The organism is Pseudomonas amygdali (genome assembly GCF_002699855.1).
GTDB classification, from domain to species: Bacteria; Pseudomonadota; Gammaproteobacteria; order Pseudomonadales; family Pseudomonadaceae; genus Aquipseudomonas; species Aquipseudomonas amygdali.
In genome coordinates this window covers 1-16,573 of sequence record NZ_LKBW01000021.1, presented here as the reverse complement: position 1 = coordinate 16,573, position 16,573 = coordinate 1, and the positions used below count along the sequence as shown (strand labels likewise).

General features: G+C 56.8%; 14 protein-coding genes and 2 pseudogenes. 8 read left to right on the top strand and 8 right to left on the bottom strand.

Annotated features, from left to right (window positions below):
- Window positions 1-337: 337 nt before the first annotated feature.
- From AO277_RS29540 to AO277_RS02845, 4 genes and pseudogenes are all read left to right on the top strand, one after another.
- Window positions 338-1,105: pseudogene (locus tag AO277_RS29540) on the top strand (MCP four helix bundle domain-containing protein); the annotation flags it as partial.
- On the top strand, window positions 1,082-1,963 hold the full coding sequence (locus tag AO277_RS29535; protein WP_369812046.1) for a methyl-accepting chemotaxis protein: 882 nt from the start codon (window positions 1,082-1,084) through the stop codon (window positions 1,961-1,963). The pseudogene AO277_RS29540 and the gene AO277_RS29535, both read left to right, overlap by 24 nt.
- Window positions 1,964-2,178: 215 nt before the next feature.
- Complete coding sequence (locus tag AO277_RS02850; RefSeq protein ID WP_005734219.1) at window positions 2,179-2,808, top strand: response regulator; 630 nt, start codon at window positions 2,179-2,181, stop codon at window positions 2,806-2,808.
- Window positions 2,809-2,854: 46 nt separating this feature from the next.
- Window positions 2,855-4,444, top strand: coding sequence for a hybrid sensor histidine kinase/response regulator (locus AO277_RS02845; protein WP_004666227.1), 1,590 nt, complete (start codon window positions 2,855-2,857; stop codon window positions 4,442-4,444).
- 47 nt (window positions 4,445-4,491) lie between these two features.
- On the opposite strand, the gene AO277_RS02840 is transcribed toward AO277_RS02845, so the two are convergent.
- Window positions 4,492-4,989 (bottom strand): hypothetical protein, encoded by a 498-nt coding sequence (locus AO277_RS02840; protein WP_044319509.1) that lies wholly within the window; start codon window positions 4,987-4,989, stop codon window positions 4,492-4,494.
- Window positions 4,990-5,217: 228 nt separating this feature from the next.
- Entirely contained in the window at window positions 5,218-6,486 is a 1,269-nt protein-coding gene (locus AO277_RS02835) for an OmpP1/FadL family transporter (protein WP_005734217.1), read from the bottom strand.
- A gap of 345 nt (window positions 6,487-6,831) precedes the next feature.
- Here AO277_RS02835 and AO277_RS02830 point away from each other — a divergent pair, with 345 nt between their 5' ends.
- A complete protein-coding gene (locus AO277_RS02830) occupies window positions 6,832-7,332 on the top strand; it encodes a GAF domain-containing protein (protein WP_002555174.1) in 501 nt (166 codons plus the stop codon).
- A gap of 13 nt (window positions 7,333-7,345) precedes the next feature.
- Here AO277_RS02830 and AO277_RS02825 read toward each other — a convergent pair whose 3' ends face one another.
- Window positions 7,346-7,801, bottom strand: coding sequence for a GNAT family N-acetyltransferase (locus AO277_RS02825; RefSeq protein ID WP_002555175.1), 456 nt, complete (start codon window positions 7,799-7,801; stop codon window positions 7,346-7,348).
- A gap of 298 nt (window positions 7,802-8,099) precedes the next feature.
- On the opposite strand from AO277_RS02825, the pseudogene AO277_RS02820 reads away from it, so the two are divergent.
- The 3 genes and pseudogenes from AO277_RS02820 (at window position 8,100) to AO277_RS02810 (ending at window position 11,221) form a co-directional block, all read left to right on the top strand.
- Window positions 8,100-9,923, top strand: a pseudogene (locus AO277_RS02820) (sensor domain-containing phosphodiesterase).
- Between the two features lie 91 nt (window positions 9,924-10,014).
- Window positions 10,015-10,800: a sulfite exporter TauE/SafE family protein gene (locus tag AO277_RS02815; protein WP_044319508.1), complete on the top strand. Its 786-nt coding sequence runs from the start codon at window positions 10,015-10,017 to the stop codon at window positions 10,798-10,800.
- Between the two features lie 220 nt (window positions 10,801-11,020).
- Window positions 11,021-11,221, top strand: coding sequence for a hypothetical protein (locus AO277_RS02810; protein WP_002555178.1), 201 nt, complete (start codon window positions 11,021-11,023; stop codon window positions 11,219-11,221).
- 251 nt (window positions 11,222-11,472) lie between these two features.
- Here the strand turns inward: AO277_RS02810 and AO277_RS02805 are convergent, their stop codons facing one another.
- The 5 genes from AO277_RS02805 to kdgD form a co-directional block, all read right to left on the bottom strand.
- Window positions 11,473-11,667, bottom strand: coding sequence for a hypothetical protein (locus AO277_RS02805; RefSeq protein ID WP_005734209.1), 195 nt, complete (start codon window positions 11,665-11,667; stop codon window positions 11,473-11,475).
- 189 nt (window positions 11,668-11,856) lie between these two features.
- Window positions 11,857-12,096, bottom strand: a complete 240-nt coding sequence (locus AO277_RS02800; RefSeq protein ID WP_002555179.1) for a PLD nuclease N-terminal domain-containing protein — start codon at window positions 12,094-12,096, stop codon at window positions 11,857-11,859.
- Between the two features lie 244 nt (window positions 12,097-12,340).
- Window positions 12,341-13,894: a galactarate dehydratase gene (gene garD, locus AO277_RS02795; RefSeq protein ID WP_044319507.1), complete on the bottom strand. Its 1,554-nt coding sequence runs from the start codon at window positions 13,892-13,894 to the stop codon at window positions 12,341-12,343.
- A 10-nt stretch (window positions 13,895-13,904) separates the two neighbouring features.
- Complete coding sequence (locus tag AO277_RS02790; protein ID WP_044319506.1) at window positions 13,905-15,290, bottom strand: MFS transporter; 1,386 nt, start codon at window positions 15,288-15,290, stop codon at window positions 13,905-13,907.
- A gap of 163 nt (window positions 15,291-15,453) precedes the next feature.
- Window positions 15,454-16,365 carry a 5-dehydro-4-deoxyglucarate dehydratase gene (gene kdgD / locus AO277_RS02785; protein WP_004656752.1) on the bottom strand — a complete coding sequence of 304 codons (912 nt, stop codon included), beginning with the start codon at window positions 16,363-16,365 and terminating at the stop codon, window positions 15,454-15,456.
- Window positions 16,366-16,573 lie beyond the last annotated feature (208 nt).

Here is a 16,573-nt window from a genome sequence, read left to right as displayed (position 1 = left end):
CCGAGCTGGTAAAACAAGGGCCTGCCTGACGGCAGGCCCTAACCAGCCCGAACACAAAAAAACTGATACTCCCTGCAGTCCCGACTGAACACAGACCTCAAACCCCCTACAACTAGAGTTAATACTTTAGAAATAGTGAACTGTGTAAACCGTTAACATTATTCACTCTGTGACGGGGACTTTTAGCGCCTGATGCTTAACAGAACCCACATGGAATTATGTCCATCATGAAATAACTTTCATCGCGATTAATTAAAGCTCCTCAGGCGTCAGCAGAAAAACAGATATCGGAAAGGAACGTATTGCCCTTCCGCCTGTTTTGCCGCTGGAGGCAACCATGAACATCAGATCGCTGAATATTTCACGCAGGGCATCCCTGTTTTTTGGCGTGATTACCTTGCTGCTGATTGGCCTCGGAGGATTCTCCTACGTGCAGATCGACCATCTGCGCACGGCCGAGCAGAACATCGAAGAAAACTCGTTGCCCAGCATTCAGGTCGTCGACGACATTCAGATCGCCCTGCTTCACGCTCGTCTGGAAAGCATCAGGATGCTCGCCAGTACGGATCCTGCCGTGCACAGCTCAGCAGAAGCCAAAGCCCGGGAAGCGATAGCGGCGCTCCGGTCGAACAGCGAGTTTTATCGGAAAAATCTGATTTCGGGCGAAGCCGACCGTGCGCAATTCGAAGACGCCAACAGCAAGATGGGGGCCTACATCGACGGCATGAAACAGATCATCGCCATGGACAGTTCCGATCATGAAAAAGCTGTTTCCTTTGCTAACGCAGAACAGGTTCAGCGCGCCAATGCCTATCAGGAAAAACTCACCACCCTGCGTGGGCACAACGCTGAAGAAGCCGTGAGCTCCGGAAAAGATGCAACCGACGTGTACAACCACAGCGTCAATGTATTGCTGACCGTTGTTATTGCAGCGACCCTTCTGACTGTGGTTCTGGCGATTACCCTGACACGCAGTATTGTCGATCCGCTCAACGCTTCCCTCAAACTGGCAGAAGACATCGCCGCAGGCGACCTGACCCGGCAACTGGGCATTACCGGCAGCGAAGAAGCATCACGCTTGATGACGGCCCTCAACACCATGTCGGGGAACCTGCGTACCACCATTCATGAGATTTCCGGCGCATCCGCCCAGTTAAGTACCGCTGCCGTCGAGATGACGTCAATCACCGAAAGCGCCGACCGTACACTGCAGCAACAGAACAGCGAAATCGAACAGGCCGCCACTGCTGTAAACGAAATGAGTGCTGCCGTAGAAGAGGTCGCTCGTAATGCTACGTCTACCTCCCAGGCCGCCCAACAATCCAGCCTCTCTGCCGATCTGGGCAACCAGCGCGTGACCGAAACCCTGACCGCCATGCACAACCTGACCGGCCTGGTCGAGGGCTCCTCTGCACAAGTCACTGCCCTGGCCGGCCAAGCACAGGACATCAGCAAAGTGTTGGGCGTGATTCGCGGAATTGCCGAGCAGACCAACCTGCTGGCATTGAACGCAGCCATCGAAGCCGCGCGTGCCGGTGAACAAGGCCGGGGGTTTGCCGTGGTGGCTGATGAAGTACGCGCGCTGGCGCACCGCACACAAACGTCCACTCAGGAAGTCGAACAGATGATCTCGGCGATTCAGGCCGGTTCTTCGGCCACAGTCGAGTCCATGCAGAAGAGTACTCAGGAAGTCCACAGTACTCGCAAGACAGCAGAAGACGCCGGGCAATCGCTGCGCCAGATCACCGACTCGGTACTGGAGATCAATAATCGTAACCTGCAGATCGCTGCGGCATCGGAACAACAGGCGCATGTAGCACGTGATGTCGACAGAAGTCTGATCAGCATCCGTGATCTGGCCGTACAGAGCAGCGAAGGCACCCGGCAAACACTGATTGCCAGTACCGAACTTTCGCAGTTGGCAGTCAACTTGAATGATCTTGTACTGCGCTTCAAGACATGATGCAAAACGGGATCCATGACTATCAGGCATGGCGACAGGGTAGCGGATTCGTCTGTTGCACCTTTTCATAGCGCTAGTGCCATTTCTGGCAAAAAAAAATAACAAAATGCCAGCACTCGACTGCCATTAAAGTTGCATTTCATGTGTTTCATTAACGATACAAATACCTCCTATCAGGTATGATGCGCGCTACTTTAATACGGGAAGTATGAGGTATGCCGTGCAGAATCATTGTGGCCGACGATCACCCGCTGTTTCGTGAGGGCATGCTGCGTACTATCGAGCGGCTGATACCCGAAGCGATTATTGAAGAAGCAGGCAATCTGGATGAAGTACTCACCCTCGCACGCCGGGGTGATGAGGTCGACACACTGGTGCTAGACCTGCGCTTTCCGGGGCTCACTTCGATGCAGACCATCGGCAGCCTGCGCAGCGAGTTCAAACGCACTTCAATCATTGTCGTCTCGATGGTCGATGATCTGGACACCATTTCACAGGTCATGTCTCAGGGTGCGGATGGCTTCATTGGCAAAAATATAGACCCCCTGGAAATTGCCGAATCCATCATCGCCATCCGCGATGGCGAAGTGGTGGTCAAGTACAAGCCCGAAGGTTCGTTACTGAGCGATCTGGACTCTGGCGCAATCAGCCATCTGACCGCACGTCAAAGAGAAGTACTGGGGCTTGTGGCGTCGGGAAAAACCAACAAGGAAATCGCCAGGGATCTGGGTATTTCACCCTTTACCGTGCGTATTCATGTCTCCAGCCTGCTAAAGGCGCTTGGTGTGCCCACCCGATCGGCTGCCGCTGCACAGTTTTCCAGCCTGGCCGGCAAACAGCACTGAGACGGTAGCCGTCATGTCATTACTGCCCCCACGAATAGATCTGGAAATGACTCAGGCGCTGCTGCGCATGGCGGTCATTGCCACATCGATCCTTTACGCACTGATCGCGTATGGGATGGGTGAAATGTCAGAGAACAAGCTATTTGTGATCCTGGCTTATTGCATGGGCTTCGGCGTCGTCACGGTGGGGCTGATCATACGCATTGCCCAGCGCCCGGGTGCCTCCGGCAGACGACGTCTGTTTGCCCTGGTGACCGATAATCTGGCGGGAATCGTAACGATCTCGGTTGGCGGCGAGGCCATGTTGCCGGTGTACTCGGTAATGCTGAGCATGACGGTCGGCTACGGCATGCGCTACGGGCGCAACTACCTGCTGCTGGCAACCGGCTTTTCCATGATTTCGTTGATGATCATCATCGTGCTCACGCCGTTTCTGCGTGAACACCATGCTGTGGCCGTCATGATGATCCTGACCATGCTGGTCCTGCCGCTGTTTGTCTATTTTCTGCTTGGCCGACTGCACATGGCCCTTGAAGAAACCCAGGCGGCCAATCAGGCCAAGTCAAGGTTTCTGGCACAGGCCAGTCATGACCTGCGCCAGCCGATCCACTCCATCAGCCTGTTTACTGCCTGCCTGCGCGATGCGGCTTTGGGCGATAACGAACAACGTCTGGTAAATAACATCGACCGGGCATTGAGTGCGGTAGAACAACTGTTTCGTTCGTTGCTGGACATCTACACCCTCAACCAGGGCGAAGTCGCACCGCGCCCCGAATCAGTCGACCTGGATGCACTGCTCAACGGGCTGGCCGCGCAGAACAGCGAGGCTGCCACCTGGGCTGGCGTGGATATTCGCGTACACAGCGGAAACCATCACGTCTGGACCGACCCGGCATTGCTGCGCACGCTGTTGCAGAACCTTGTCTCCAATGCTTTCAAATACGCGCCGGGCAAACCGATTCTGATTGGCTGTCGCCGGCAAAAAGGCACAGTCAGCATTGGTGTTTATGATCGGGGTCGCGGCATACCCGCAGAGCACTTGCCGCACCTGTGCAACGAGTTCTATCGCGTCCGCGAGAAGCGTGACCGCGACATTGAAGGTGTTGGCCTGGGGCTGAGTATCGTCAGCCGTATCGCCAGGCTCATGAATCTGCGGGTCAATATCAGTTCAGTGCCCGAGCGCGGCACTGCGGTAACCGTCAGCGGCCTGAAAGCCGTGGCCGCCAGCCAGCCGGTGAACAACATCGAAATCAACTGGAATACCCGCCTGCTTTCCGGTCTGCGCGTCATGCTGATCGAAGACAATCGCAACGTGCTTGAAGCCACCGCCATGTTGCTACGCAGATGGGGCTGCGAGGTACAGACCTTCAGCAGCATCCCCGAGATCAGTGTCGACTGTGATCTGGTAGTCACTGACTTCGATCTGGATCGTACGGCCTCGGGCGCCGACTGCATTGCCTACCTGAGCGGGCTGCAGGGAAGACGCATACCCGCCATCGTGATTACCGGCCATGAGCTTCAGCACGTCCGGCAGACGCTGAACGATCCGGATATCCCCGTTCTTTCAAAACCGGTGAGGCCGGTCGAACTGCGCTCGCTGCTGCTGAGTTTCAAGGCCGGTTCGGCGGTGTACTGACAGTCGTTGGAATGTGTTGCTTGCAGACGTTGGGCAGCGAGCTGGGGTCAATCAGTTGTGAAGCGCTCAACCACATTGCCCTTGAACTTGATGAAGATACGCGTAATCGATGCTTTTCTTCCGGTAGCTTGCGTGCCGCTCAGTGTGCTTGCGTCGCCCATTATTTCCTGTGCATCGCCCATACGCGATTGCCCTTGAAGCAAGGTGGATGCTGCGTCTCCAGAACCATATCGGTTAGAGTACTTGACCGCCATCTTGGTCAATGAGTTAAGACCTGATTCGTTACGGTCGTAGTACCACTCAGAGCTGTTATCGGACACATTGTCCTGCGCCGAATAAGGCGCACCAAACGCCTGGCGAACCTGTTCCTTGGTCGACTTGCGGGCAATGATGTTGGTTTTTATATAGTCAGGCGCATATTTGTAATCACCGGTCAGGGTATCGAGCGGGTTGCCGCCACCGGTCGAACAGGCCGTCATGGTTGCTGTGACCAGCGTAATCGCCGCCAACCCTCTTATGTTTGCCAAATGGCGAGAAATACCCATGCGCGTTCCCTCTGAAAACAAGTCTGTTGTAAGTGATCCGTTTACACCACTGCAAGACCTTTTACGGTCGCGCACGCGCGGCCGGCGACGTTATAAAAACGTCGTCTGCCATCGACAAGTCAGGGTGTTATTCAGCGCATTAGCTTAAGTGGCCGACCCAGGGCCAGCCATAGTACGGATGTACTAGTAACAGTACGGATGTACTGCCTCTGCAGATTTACAACTTTCTCAGAAACGGTAAGTCGCCCCCACGCCCAAAAAGCTGGCGCGGTTCTGATAGCGCGCGCTGTAACTGGCCAGCGCATTGGCACGGCTGACATCAACGCTTTCTTCTTTAAGATAGGCGTAGGCAACATCAAGGGTCAGTTCTTTGCTGACGTCATAACCCGCACCCACACTGAAGATCGTACGGTCGCCGGTCGGTGTGCGTGGCGAGCGATTGGTATTGCTGGTCGGTGACTGATCCAGACGGATACCGGTACGCAACGACCAGTGTGAATCCAGTCGATACGATGTGCCGAGCGCATAGGCCCAGGTATCGTGCCAGTCCAGCCCGCCAGCGATAGCGCCAGACAAGGACGCAGCAAGTATCCCTCCACGCGCAGGGCTGATGTTCTCGGTGCTGAAACTCAGGTCCTTCATGCGGCTCCAGCGCGTCCAGGTCGTCCCCGCATAAAGTGTCCAGGCATCGGTGAGCTTCTGGGTGACTGACAGCTCGTAGGATTCAGGAGTATCGACCTGTAGCGAGCAGTCATAGCGATTGCTGCTCAGCAACTGGGCTGGCGTACCGGCACCTGTGGCAACCTCGGTGTGGCAATCCAGGTCGTAGCGCACTTTGGAGTGGTAGGTCAAACCAGCCTGCGTGGTATCAGTCAGGCTGGCCAGAACGCCGATATTGAAGCCCAGCGCGACATCCTTGCCCTTCACCTTCACATTACTGTCGGCGATGGCCGGGTTAAGCGTCAGGTCCGACTCCAGCGAGCCGGAAAACTGATTGATGGTCGGCCCGAAGCCCACCGATACCCTGTCATTGAAGGCATAACTCAATGTCGGTTGCAGGGTCAGAACTTTTGCATCGCTCTTGCTGGCAAAGGCGCGCCCTTGAAAACCGCGTTCGTAATCCGTCGCCAGGCCGAACGGCACGTACGCGCCAAGGCCGATGGCCCAGTGTTCATTCAGCCTGCGAGTATAAAAACCGAACGGGATGGCCTTGAATGGCACCATGTCGCCATCGTTGCTGCCGCTCGAACGTCCACTCGCGTGGCTGATATCCGTCGATGCATCGATAAAGGTAGCGCCACCGGTGACCTGCTGGCCGGCCAGACGCGCCATGCCTGCAGGGTTGCCGTATACCGTGCCGGCATCTTCGGCGGCAGAGGCCCGGCCCGCAAACGCTGTGCCCATGCCGCTTATACCTTGCTCGTTAAGCGCAAAGCCACCTGCATACAAGTGCGTGGAAATCATGGCAACCGTGAAGCCCAGGGTCGTCTTGTGCATGGTGTTCAACGCTCGCAGTAAAGGGGGTCCGGTCAACCCGTTTGAAGGGGAAACTGCCTGCATACACCTGCAAAGTGTTTTCAGGCATTCCATGCGCTGGCAAACCTACGATTTTATCAACGCAAAAATAGGATCCCTATAGTACACATGTACTAGTACACACCTCCTGGATAAGTCCTTAACGTTGACAAGGGCATTAAACTCGTTAAATAGTTGGAGGCGAGGAACACAATATTTTATGTAAGCCACGATCAGGTATGGCACGATCACTTCCTGCACAAGATCGGCAGCGCCAGGCGTACTGCCAAGGCTGCATCAGTGCTTTTATGACCAGGGTGACGCATTTTGAACAACAAATTGACTTCAGCAGAGCTGGCAGTCATCAGTGAGATCGAGGCCACTTCCAGCCTGTTAAGGCTGGTGACCCGGCTGACCGGCCTGAGATTCGCGGCAATTGCCAAAGTAACCGAAACCAGCTGGACGGCATGTGCCGTGTACGACGAGATCAAGTTCGGACTGGAGGCCGGTCACGAGCTCAAACTGGAAACCACGCTGTGCAATGAGTTACGCCAGCACAAGCGTCCTATCGTAATCAACGAAGTTGCCACGGATGCGGTCTACGCAGAGCACCCCATCCCGAAACTCTACGGTTTTCAGAGCTATTTCTCGTTGCCGATCATTTTCCCCAACGGAGACTTTTTCGGCACGCTGTGCGGTCTGGACAACCTGCCGACGCCACTCGACGACGCCGATACGCTAGATACCCTGAAAGTCTTCTGCACGTTGATCGCCAGCACGCTGTACGCGCACTACCAACTACAGGAAATGCAGGAAGTCACTGCTTAAGGCATGGAATGCCTCAGGTGCGCAATTGCCGTTCCATGATCAATGTGCGCTCCTCCCCTTCCTGATGCTCTCGCACCAACCTGAAACCCAGCGCCTTGTAAAACTCCTGCGCAGTCAAGGATGACGGCACAATCAGCAGCCCTATATCAATCTCCAGGGCGACACGTTCCAGCTTTGCCATCAACAAACGCCCGACGCCCCGACGATGCCAGTCAGGGTCGACAAACACCGAGCGCACAACCTGACCCTCCAGGCTGGCAGTTCCGACAACCACCTCCCCCGCCACCGCCACAAACATCCGACGTTGCTGCATGAGCCGCTCAATGGCAGACGGGCTGAAACTCAATTGCACGCGCTCGATCACCCTGACCGGGTAATCCCTGGCATTGCTGGTGCGCAAGGCAGCCAGCACCACTCGACTGATGGCGTCAGCGTCTGCTCTCCGTGCGGGTCGAACCTTGATGTCCATTTTTCGTACCTGGGCAGATAAACCGCACATGAAGAGCACAGTGAAAGCCGGCTTCGTTGATACCGAGCCATGACCGTTTTGCTGATGTGCAACCAAACGACGAATGGCATTTTTTGTAACACTCTGCATACAAACGAGCAGGCCCTTTATCTTATGGGGCTGCGCGACCGATAACGCTTAAAAAGTAGCCGTCTGCGGCCGATTAACCTGTACTTCGCCTGTAATTGAATTTTTTTCATCTGTTAAAGTCGGCTCCGTGATGTCATATAGTCATCACCGAACACCCATCGAGAATTTTATGAACGCCAGTGCCCCCATTCCGCTGAATGAAACGCAACGTCTGTTGCGCATCAGGGAGCTGTGCGTACTTGAAAACACCTCTGACGACGTGTTCGATGAAATCGTGGCGATGACCGCCGATTTCTTCCAGACGCCGATTGCGTTGATCTCGATTGTCGATGAACACCGTCAGTGGTTTCGCGCCAGAGTGGGTTTGAATGCCCAGGAAACGCCACGCAACGTCTCCTTCTGTGCTTACACGATCCTTTCCGACTCGCTGTTTGAAATTCCGGATGCGACCCTCGACGACCGGTTCATGAACAATAGCCTGGTGACCGGCCACCCCGATATTCGCTACTACGCGGGTGCCCCGCTGATTACCGATAACGGCATCGCTCTGGGCAGCCTGTGCGTGATCGACACCAAGCCGCGTGAACCGATGAGCGAGCATCAGACGCAGATGCTCAAGCGTTTCGCCTCATTGGTCATGAAACGCATAGTCGGCTTGCGTCTCAGTTGCTTCATTGACCAGCCGACCGGCTTGTATAACCGCTCACGTCTGCAGGAAGACATCCATCAGGCACTGGCATCGAGCGTTGATTATCAGTTGGTCGTGGTGGACATGATCACCTCCGCGTTCCTGAACGACATTGTCAAGGCTCTGGGCTACAGCTTCTCTCAGGACCTGGTGACAGAAATCAAGAGCCGCCTGGAGCATCTGCTGCCGCCAACCTGTTCGCTGTACAAGGTCAGCCCTACCCGCTTCGGCTTTCTGCTGCCCGGAGAAAGAGCGCCTGATCATCTGTTTCGTACCATTCTCGAAGACTTCGAGACACCGGTAGAATGCCGGGGCATCCCGGTGCAGATGCAGGTGGGTCTGGGGGTTGTCACCCTGAACCGCGACCCGACCGAAGAGCAGGACTGGATGCGCATGGTCATCAGCGCTGCCGATGATGCCCGCGACCGGAATCTGGGCTGGGCGATGTATGAGCCGCACTTCGATGCCGCCCAGCAACGTGCTTTCAAACTGCTCAGTTCGTTGACCAGCGCAGTCCACTAGCATGATCAACTGCGCCTGGTCTACCAGCCGCGCATCGACCTCGCCTCTGGCTTGTGCACCTCGGTAGAAGCCTTGCTGCGCTGGAACCACCCGACGCTCGGTCCCATCGGACCTGCCGAATTCGTGCCGCTGGCCGAGAAAACCGCACTCATGCGTCCGCTGAGTCTGTGGGTGCTGACAAGCGCAATCGAGCAGGCCGCGCGCTGGCAGCAACAAGGCTTCGATTTCCGTATTGCGATCAACGTCACCCCGGAAGACCTTACCGGTCCGGCTTTCACTGACCGGATGATTCGCCTGCTGGGTCAGCACAAGATCGACCCCACACGCTTTGAGCTGGAGTTCACCGAGGGCGCGTTGATGCACAACCCGGCCGAAGTGCGTCACCAACTGGAACGCATGCGTCAGATGGGCATGGATGTGGCGATCGATGACTTTGGTACGGGCTACAGCAACTGGAACTACCTGCGGCAATTGCCCGCGACCACCGTCAAGCTCGATCAGTCGCTGATTCGCAATCTGGCTTCCGACAAGACCGATCAGCGTCTGGTCAAGGCACTGATCGGTCTTGCCAAGAAGCTGGGTTATTGCGTGGTGGCCGAAGGCATCGAAACAGACGACATTCGCCGTCTGGTCAAGCAATGGGGTTGTGACGAGGGTCAGGGCTATCTGATTTCCAAGCCTATGGAAGCCGAAGCCGTACTGAACTGGCTAGGCCCTGACCGCCGCCTGCAAACGGTCACTGAAGCCGCCGAAGCCGCCGTCATCCGCGACAAACGGTTATAACCTTAGAACACTTATTCATAACCGTTTGCAACACAAGCCGTTATGCTGCCCGCCACTTTTTGCCTGATGCGTTTGCTTGAATGGGTTGGTTATGGAAGCGGGTGGTCTGGGGTTTGTAGTTGCAGGGTTGGTAGTCGGTTTTATCGTTGGCATGACCGGGGTCGGCGGCGGCTCGCTGATGACGCCCATTCTGTTGTGGTTCGGCATCAACCCGGCCACAGCGGTCGGCACGGACCTTTTGTACGCAGCGATTACCAAATCCGGCGGGGTTCTGGTACATCGCAAGAATGACAACATCGACTGGAAAGTCACCGGGCTGCTGACCCTGGGCAGCGTCCCTGCCGTGCTGCTGACGCTGTGGTTCCTGGGCACACTGCATACCGCACCTGAGGCCCTGAACGCGATCATCAAGCAGGCGCTGGGCTTTGTACTGCTGTTGACTGCCCTGGCCGTTCTGTTCAAGAAAAAGCTGCTGGCCTTCGCTCATGGCCGCGGGGATGGACATTCGTTTTTCAGCGGTACGAGCCTGACAGTATTGACCGTCATCACCGGCTTGATCCTCGGCACCATGGTCGCACTGACGTCCATTGGTGCGGGCGCGCTGGGTACCGTGGCGTTGTTCATCCTCTACCCTCTGCTACCGACCCGGCGTCTGGTAGGCACGGAAATCGCCCACGCCGTCCCTCTTACGCTGGTTGCAGGTCTGGGCCATGCGAGCATGGGTAACATGAACTGGGAATTGCTGGGCTGGCTGCTGATGGGTTCATTGCCGGGCATTTACCTGGGCAGCCACATGGCGGGCCGCGTTTCCGACGACCTGCTGCGGCCTTTCCTGGCCATCATGCTGGGCATGATCGGCTTCAAGCTGGTGTTCTGATCGGCGCCTATCCATCAGCCTGTCACATTTCTGAGTCAGGCTTGCCCACGAACACAGTCTCGAAAGCCGCAGAGCCGGTTTGCCTGCAGGCCGTGCGCACTCATCGGGAATTGTAATTTTTTGTAGCGAGACACCGATTTTCGGCGCAGGATTTCGTGCGTCAGCTTCAGCGCCGATGACCCGGCACAGACTTACCCTCACTTGAAAGGAGATGCCAACAATGCTCATCCGAATTGAAGAAGGTGTATATGGCGACGCTTGGGTTGTAATACTGGACGACTATCCGGTCAAATGCCGGAGCTGGCAGGAAGCCAGAGAATTTGCCGACCGCATGAAATCCAGAATCGACGCGCCTCATTCGCTGCCGCACATGACACGCCGCGCAGCCGCCGAAATAAGCGTTCAGGCGGCCGCCCGCTAGACCGACTCCCTCCCCGCGAATCACTCGACACAGCGTTGCCACGCAACCGGCGACGCTGTTTCACCCCGTCACGACGCCGCTTGAATTATCGAGCTACTTCTCGTTTCCATGACATCCGTTTCACATCCTCTTCACGTCCGGCTGCGTAAATTGACCCTACTCCTTTGATGAATCCCATTTGGCCCACCCCGTTGTGGGCCATTTTTTTGCCTGTAGAAAAGTACCAGCACTCCTCCATGGATCAGGCCGGGTTATTCGCTTCGCACTGTTTGCGACGAAGAAGCAGTCAGTACCGGACTGCTCAGGACACCAGCACTCAGCTCCGCCAAGCGATCATTGCCTGTACCGTTGGCCGTGTTGTTGCTCCAATTCGCTGTCGTCGTTGCCACCCAGCCCAACACAAACAATGCAACCGCCTGTAACGCCCACCTGGTAATGATCGACATGTGCTCTCTCCTTGTTCGGGTCTGGATGGCGAGCATGTAAACACCTCACCATGACAGAAGAATTGCAGAGATTTTTATTTTTGCCAGCCACAAGCCCATCTTAGTGAAAAGAAGGTTTGTGAAACAGGAATGAGCGGTCTGCAAGAGAAATACCCACACTCATGAGCGGGGTATTTCCGGAAGGCGGGGTCAATACTTGGTGCTTTGCTGCTCAGGCCTGGCAGGCGTGTCCACATGGCGCGGACCAGCGACCAGCAGGGCCAATACGCCAGCAATCGGCACGGCAACAACAACGATGATCCACATCAACTTGTTGCTGGATTGTGTCTTGCTCTTGCGAATACGCATGACTGCCCAAATGTCCGAAATCACGATCAGAGCAGTCAGCGCTGCAAACAGCCACAAATGATTTTCCGATATCCAACCCATTTGAAATCTCCTGCACCATCAACGAAGGCAGCCAGACCGGCTGCCCTACTGTAGAAGAGGCCGGAAAGCGGCCTAAAGTTCAGAGAATCTTTCGGATTGTGACCGGGTGCTCAGCTCAGAGGCAAGAGCGTCCAGAACGGCAAACACAAGCAGAGCATGAGCACGATAGGCGTATTCCTCTGCACATCGTTCCTCACGCTCCAGCGTGGGAATGCCGTTCGTGACGCTCCGCGTCACACTCCCGTCAGGTAATCGGTGCCGGGTTGAACAGCGTGATGTCGTTGTGCAGCCGGTAGTGCTCGGTCCAGGTCTTTTTCTTGCCGCTGGCCACATCCAGATAGAAGTGGAAAAGCTCCCAGCCCAGGTCCTCGATGCTTGCGCGTCCAGTCGCAATGCGTCCGGCGTCTATGTCGATCAGGTCAGGCCAGCGCTGAGCCAGTTCGGTGCGGGTCGAGACCTTCACCACCGGTGCCATCGCCAAACCATACGGCGTACCGCGTCCGGTAGTGAACACATGCAGGTTCATGCCGGCCGCCAATTGCAACGTACCGCAGACGAAGTCACTGGCAGGCGTAGCGCAGAAGATCAGCCCCTTGCCGTTGACCCGCTCACCAGGGCCGAGCACGCCATTGATGGCGCTGCTGCCTGACTTGACGATAGACCCTAGAGACTTCTCGACAATGTTCGACAACCCGCCTTTCTTGTTGCCCGGCGTAGTGTTGGCGCTGCGATCTGCCTCGCCTTTGGCCAGGTAACGGTCGTACCAGTCCATTTCCCGCACCAGAGCCTGCGCGACCTCCTGATCCTGTGCGCGTGAAGTCAGCAGATAGATGGCGTCGCGCACTTCGGTTACTTCGGAAAACATCACCGTCGCACCGGCACGCAGCAACAGATCCGAGGCGTAGCCCAGCGCAGGGTTGGCGGTGATGCCGGAAAACGCATCACTGCCGCCGCACTGCATGCCAAGGATCAACTCCGAGGCAGGTACTGTTTCACGACGACGCAGGTTCAGCTTCTGTAGACGCGTCTCGGCCAGCTCCATGATCTGTTCGATCATTTCGTTGAAGCCGTGACTGGAGTCCTGAAGCCGATAAAGCCAGGGCTCGCTGAGGTCCACCGAGCTGTCGCCCTCATGCATGACCTGCCCAGCCTGCAACTTCTCGCAGCCCAGGCTGATCACCAGCGCCTCGCCACCCAGGTTCGGGTTGCGTGCCAGATTGCGCACAGTACGAATCGGAATATAGGCATCGGTGGCAGTGATTGCCACGCCGCAGCCGTAGCTGTGAGTCAGGGCCACGACGTCATCGACGTTCGGGTATCTGGGCAACAGCTCGTCGCGGATGCGCTTGACCGCGTGGTCGAGCACACCGGTCACGCACTGCACGGTGGTGGTGATACCCAGAATGTTACGGGTACCCACGGTGCCGTCAGCGTTGCGATAGCCTTCGAAGGTATAACCCTCCAGCGGGGCCTGTTTCTCGGGCACCGCGTCGGACATCGGCAGGCTGTCGAGCGCAGGTGCCGAGGGCATGCGCAGTTGGTCTTCCCTGACCCAGCTGCCACGCGGTATCGGTTGCAGCGCATAGCCAATGGTGTGGCCGTAACGAATCACGGCCTCGCCCACGGCCAGGTCAACAGTGCTGACCTTGTGGCTCTGCGGGACGTTATCGACAGTCACCAGGCCGCTGTCGAATTCGGTTCCGGCCGGCACGCCCTGGTCGTTGACCACGACCACGACGTTATCCAGCGGATGCAGCCGGATATAGCGCGGCGAATCGGCATGTTGAATCAGGTTCATCACGGTTTCCTCAGGATTTCGCTTCGGAAAGGTCGCTGACCGAGTCGTTCAGCAATGGCCCCTTGGCAGGCGGCTCTTTCAATTCCACACGCTTGATTTCACCCACGATAAAAATGTAACTGATTACCGCCAGCAGCGCGTTGGCGCCCACGAACACCAGTGCCCATTTGAACGAGCCGGTGCTGCTGATGATGTAACCAATCACGATCGGAGTGGTGATCGATGCAATGTTACCGAAGGTGTTGAACAGACCACCGCTCAAACCGGCAATCTGCTTGGGTGAAACATCGGACATGACAGCCCAGCCCAGTGCACCGACGCCTTTGCCGAAGAATGCCAGGGCCATGAAGCCTACCACCACCCATTCGATATCAACGTAGTTGCAGGTCACGATCGAGGTGGACAGCAGCAGGCCACCGATGATCGGCGCCTTGCGAGCGAAGGTCAGCGAGTGGCCCTTGCGCAGCAGGTAGTCGGAAATGATGCCGCCCAATACCCCGCCGATGAAGCCGCAGATAGCCGGCAACGAGGCAATGATGCCCGCCTTGAGGATGGTCATGCCGCGCTCCTGAACCAGGTACACCGGGAACCAGGTCAGGAAGAAGTAGGTGATGCCGTTGATGCAGTATTGGCTGAGGTAGATACCCAGCATCATGCGGTTGGTCAGCAACTGGCGAATGTAATCCCACTTGGGGCCGCTGCTGGCTGTTTTTTGCGCGCCTTTACCCTTGTCCTGATCCAGATCGACCAGCGCGCCATTGCTGGAAATGTGCTCCAGTTCGGCCTCGTTGATCATCGGGTGGTTGCGCGGGCCGTAGATGACCTTCATCCAGATCATCGAGAACAGGATACCGACTGCGCCCATGACCACGAATACGTGCTGCCAGCCGTAGGTGTAGACGATCCAGCCCATCAGCGGAGCGAACAGAACGGTGGCGAAGTATTGCGCCGAGTTGAAGATCGCCGAGGCCGTGCCGCGCTCGGCGGTCGGGAACCAGGCGGCGACGATGCGGGCGTTGCCCGGGAAGGAAGGCGCTTCAGGCAACCCGACCAGAAAGCGCAGCATGAACAGCGCGACGATGGCGGTGGAAATACCGAACTCACCCACATAGCCTTGCAGCAGGGTGAACAGCGACCAGGTGAAAATGCTCATGGCGTAGACTTTCTTCGACCCGAAACGGTCGAGCAGCCAGCCACCGGGGATCTGACCGGCCACGTAGGCCCAGCCAAATGCAGAAAAGATATAGCCCAGAGTGACCGGAGTAATGCCAAGGTCTTTCTGGATGCTGGAACCAGCGATAGCGATGGTGGCACGGTCGGCGTAGTTGATCGTGGTGACCAGAAACAGCATCAACAGAATCAAATAGCGAACGTGCGTCGGCTTGGACTTTTGCATGGTAGAGCTCCCACTGATTATTTTTTTACGCGGGTAAAGCTGTTTTTGGGTGTTGCATTACAGGCCCCTTGGCAGTGTCGCGGCGACGACAGCTACCACCTGTAAGGGTCATGCATTCCAACGACAAAACCGCTGATCGCTCAGCGGTTTTGTCCTGGGGGTGTTACTGCTTGCCTTGTTTGTCCATCAGCGCGGCGAGCATGTCGCACTCGTCCGGAGTCAGGTCAGTCAATGGCGCACGCACCGGGCCTGCGTCGTAGCCGGCGATTTTTGCGCCCGCCTTGACGATACTCACGGCGTAACCGGCCTTGCGATTGCGGATTTCCAGATACGGCAGGAAGAAATCGTCGATGTACTTGCCGACCGCCTCGTGATCGTCACGGGCAATGGCGTGGTAGAAGTCCATCGCCAGCTTCGGCACGAAGTTGAAGACCGCAGACGAGTAGACCGGCACGCCCAGCGCCTTGTAGGCAGCGGCATAGACTTCAGCGGTCGGCAGGCCGCCCAGGTACGAGAAGCGGTCGCCGAGACGGCGGCGGATCGAAACCATCAGCTCGATATCACCCAGACCGTCCTTGTAACCGATCAGGTTCGGGCAACGCTCGGCCAGTTGCTCCAGCAGGGTTGGGGTCAGGCGGCAGACGTTACGGTTGTAGACCACCACACCGATCTTCACCGCCTTGCACACCGCTTCAACGTGGGCGGCAACGCCGTCCTGACTGGCTTCGGTCAGGTAATGCGGCAGCAGCAGCAGACCTTTGGCGCCCAGACGCTCGGCTTCCTGAGCGTACTCGATGGCCTGACGGGTCGGACCGCCTACACCGGCCAGGATTGGCACGCTGGTGGCGCAGGTGTCGACGGCAGTCTTGATGATTTCGGAGTATTCGCTGGCGGCCAGGGAGAAGAACTCACCTGTGCCACCTGCGGCGAACAGGGCGCTGGCGCCGTACGGTGCCAGCCACTCGAGGCGTTTGATGTAGCCCGCGCGATGGAAGTCGCCCTGAGCGTTGAAATCGGTAACCGGGAAAGACAGCAGACCGGATGAGAGGATGGACTTCAGTTCTTGTGGATTCATTATTCGAACACCCTGGAGGACATAATTGTTAGAGGATCACCGGGTCAGCGCCGATGTCGTAAGTCATCGTACAACTGATAATAAAATCACTCAACAGGGATTTTCGGGTTTTTTCAGAGGGAGAGCACCGGGGCCGTTTTTGGCTCACGCGATGCCGCGTAGATTTGTGACGCAGAGCGTCACGGCAGGCCTTCCCACGCTGGAGTGG

Coding starts and splice junctions, on each gene's coding strand:
- AO277_RS29535 (WP_369812046.1), top strand. CDS start 1,082: ATGACGGCCCTCAACACCATGTCGGGGAACCTGCGTACCACCATTCAT.
- AO277_RS02850 (WP_005734219.1), top strand. CDS start 2,179: ATGCCGTGCAGAATCATTGTGGCCGACGATCACCCGCTGTTTCGTGAG.
- AO277_RS02845 (WP_004666227.1), top strand. CDS start 2,855: ATGACTCAGGCGCTGCTGCGCATGGCGGTCATTGCCACATCGATCCTT.
- AO277_RS02840 (WP_044319509.1), bottom strand. CDS start 4,989: ATGGGTATTTCTCGCCATTTGGCAAACATAAGAGGGTTGGCGGCGATT.
- AO277_RS02835 (WP_005734217.1), bottom strand. CDS start 6,486: ATGCACAAGACGACCCTGGGCTTCACGGTTGCCATGATTTCCACGCAC.
- AO277_RS02825 (WP_002555175.1), bottom strand. CDS start 7,801: ATGGACATCAAGGTTCGACCCGCACGGAGAGCAGACGCTGACGCCATC.
- AO277_RS02815 (WP_044319508.1), top strand. CDS start 10,015: ATGGAAGCGGGTGGTCTGGGGTTTGTAGTTGCAGGGTTGGTAGTCGGT.
- AO277_RS02810 (WP_002555178.1), top strand. CDS start 11,021: ATGCTCATCCGAATTGAAGAAGGTGTATATGGCGACGCTTGGGTTGTA.
- AO277_RS02805 (WP_005734209.1), bottom strand. CDS start 11,667: ATGTCGATCATTACCAGGTGGGCGTTACAGGCGGTTGCATTGTTTGTG.
- AO277_RS02800 (WP_002555179.1), bottom strand. CDS start 12,096: ATGGGTTGGATATCGGAAAATCATTTGTGGCTGTTTGCAGCGCTGACT.
- garD (WP_044319507.1), bottom strand. CDS start 13,894: ATGAACCTGATTCAACATGCCGATTCGCCGCGCTATATCCGGCTGCAT.
- AO277_RS02790 (WP_044319506.1), bottom strand. CDS start 15,290: ATGCAAAAGTCCAAGCCGACGCACGTTCGCTATTTGATTCTGTTGATG.
- kdgD (WP_004656752.1), bottom strand. CDS start 16,365: ATGAATCCACAAGAACTGAAGTCCATCCTCTCATCCGGTCTGCTGTCT.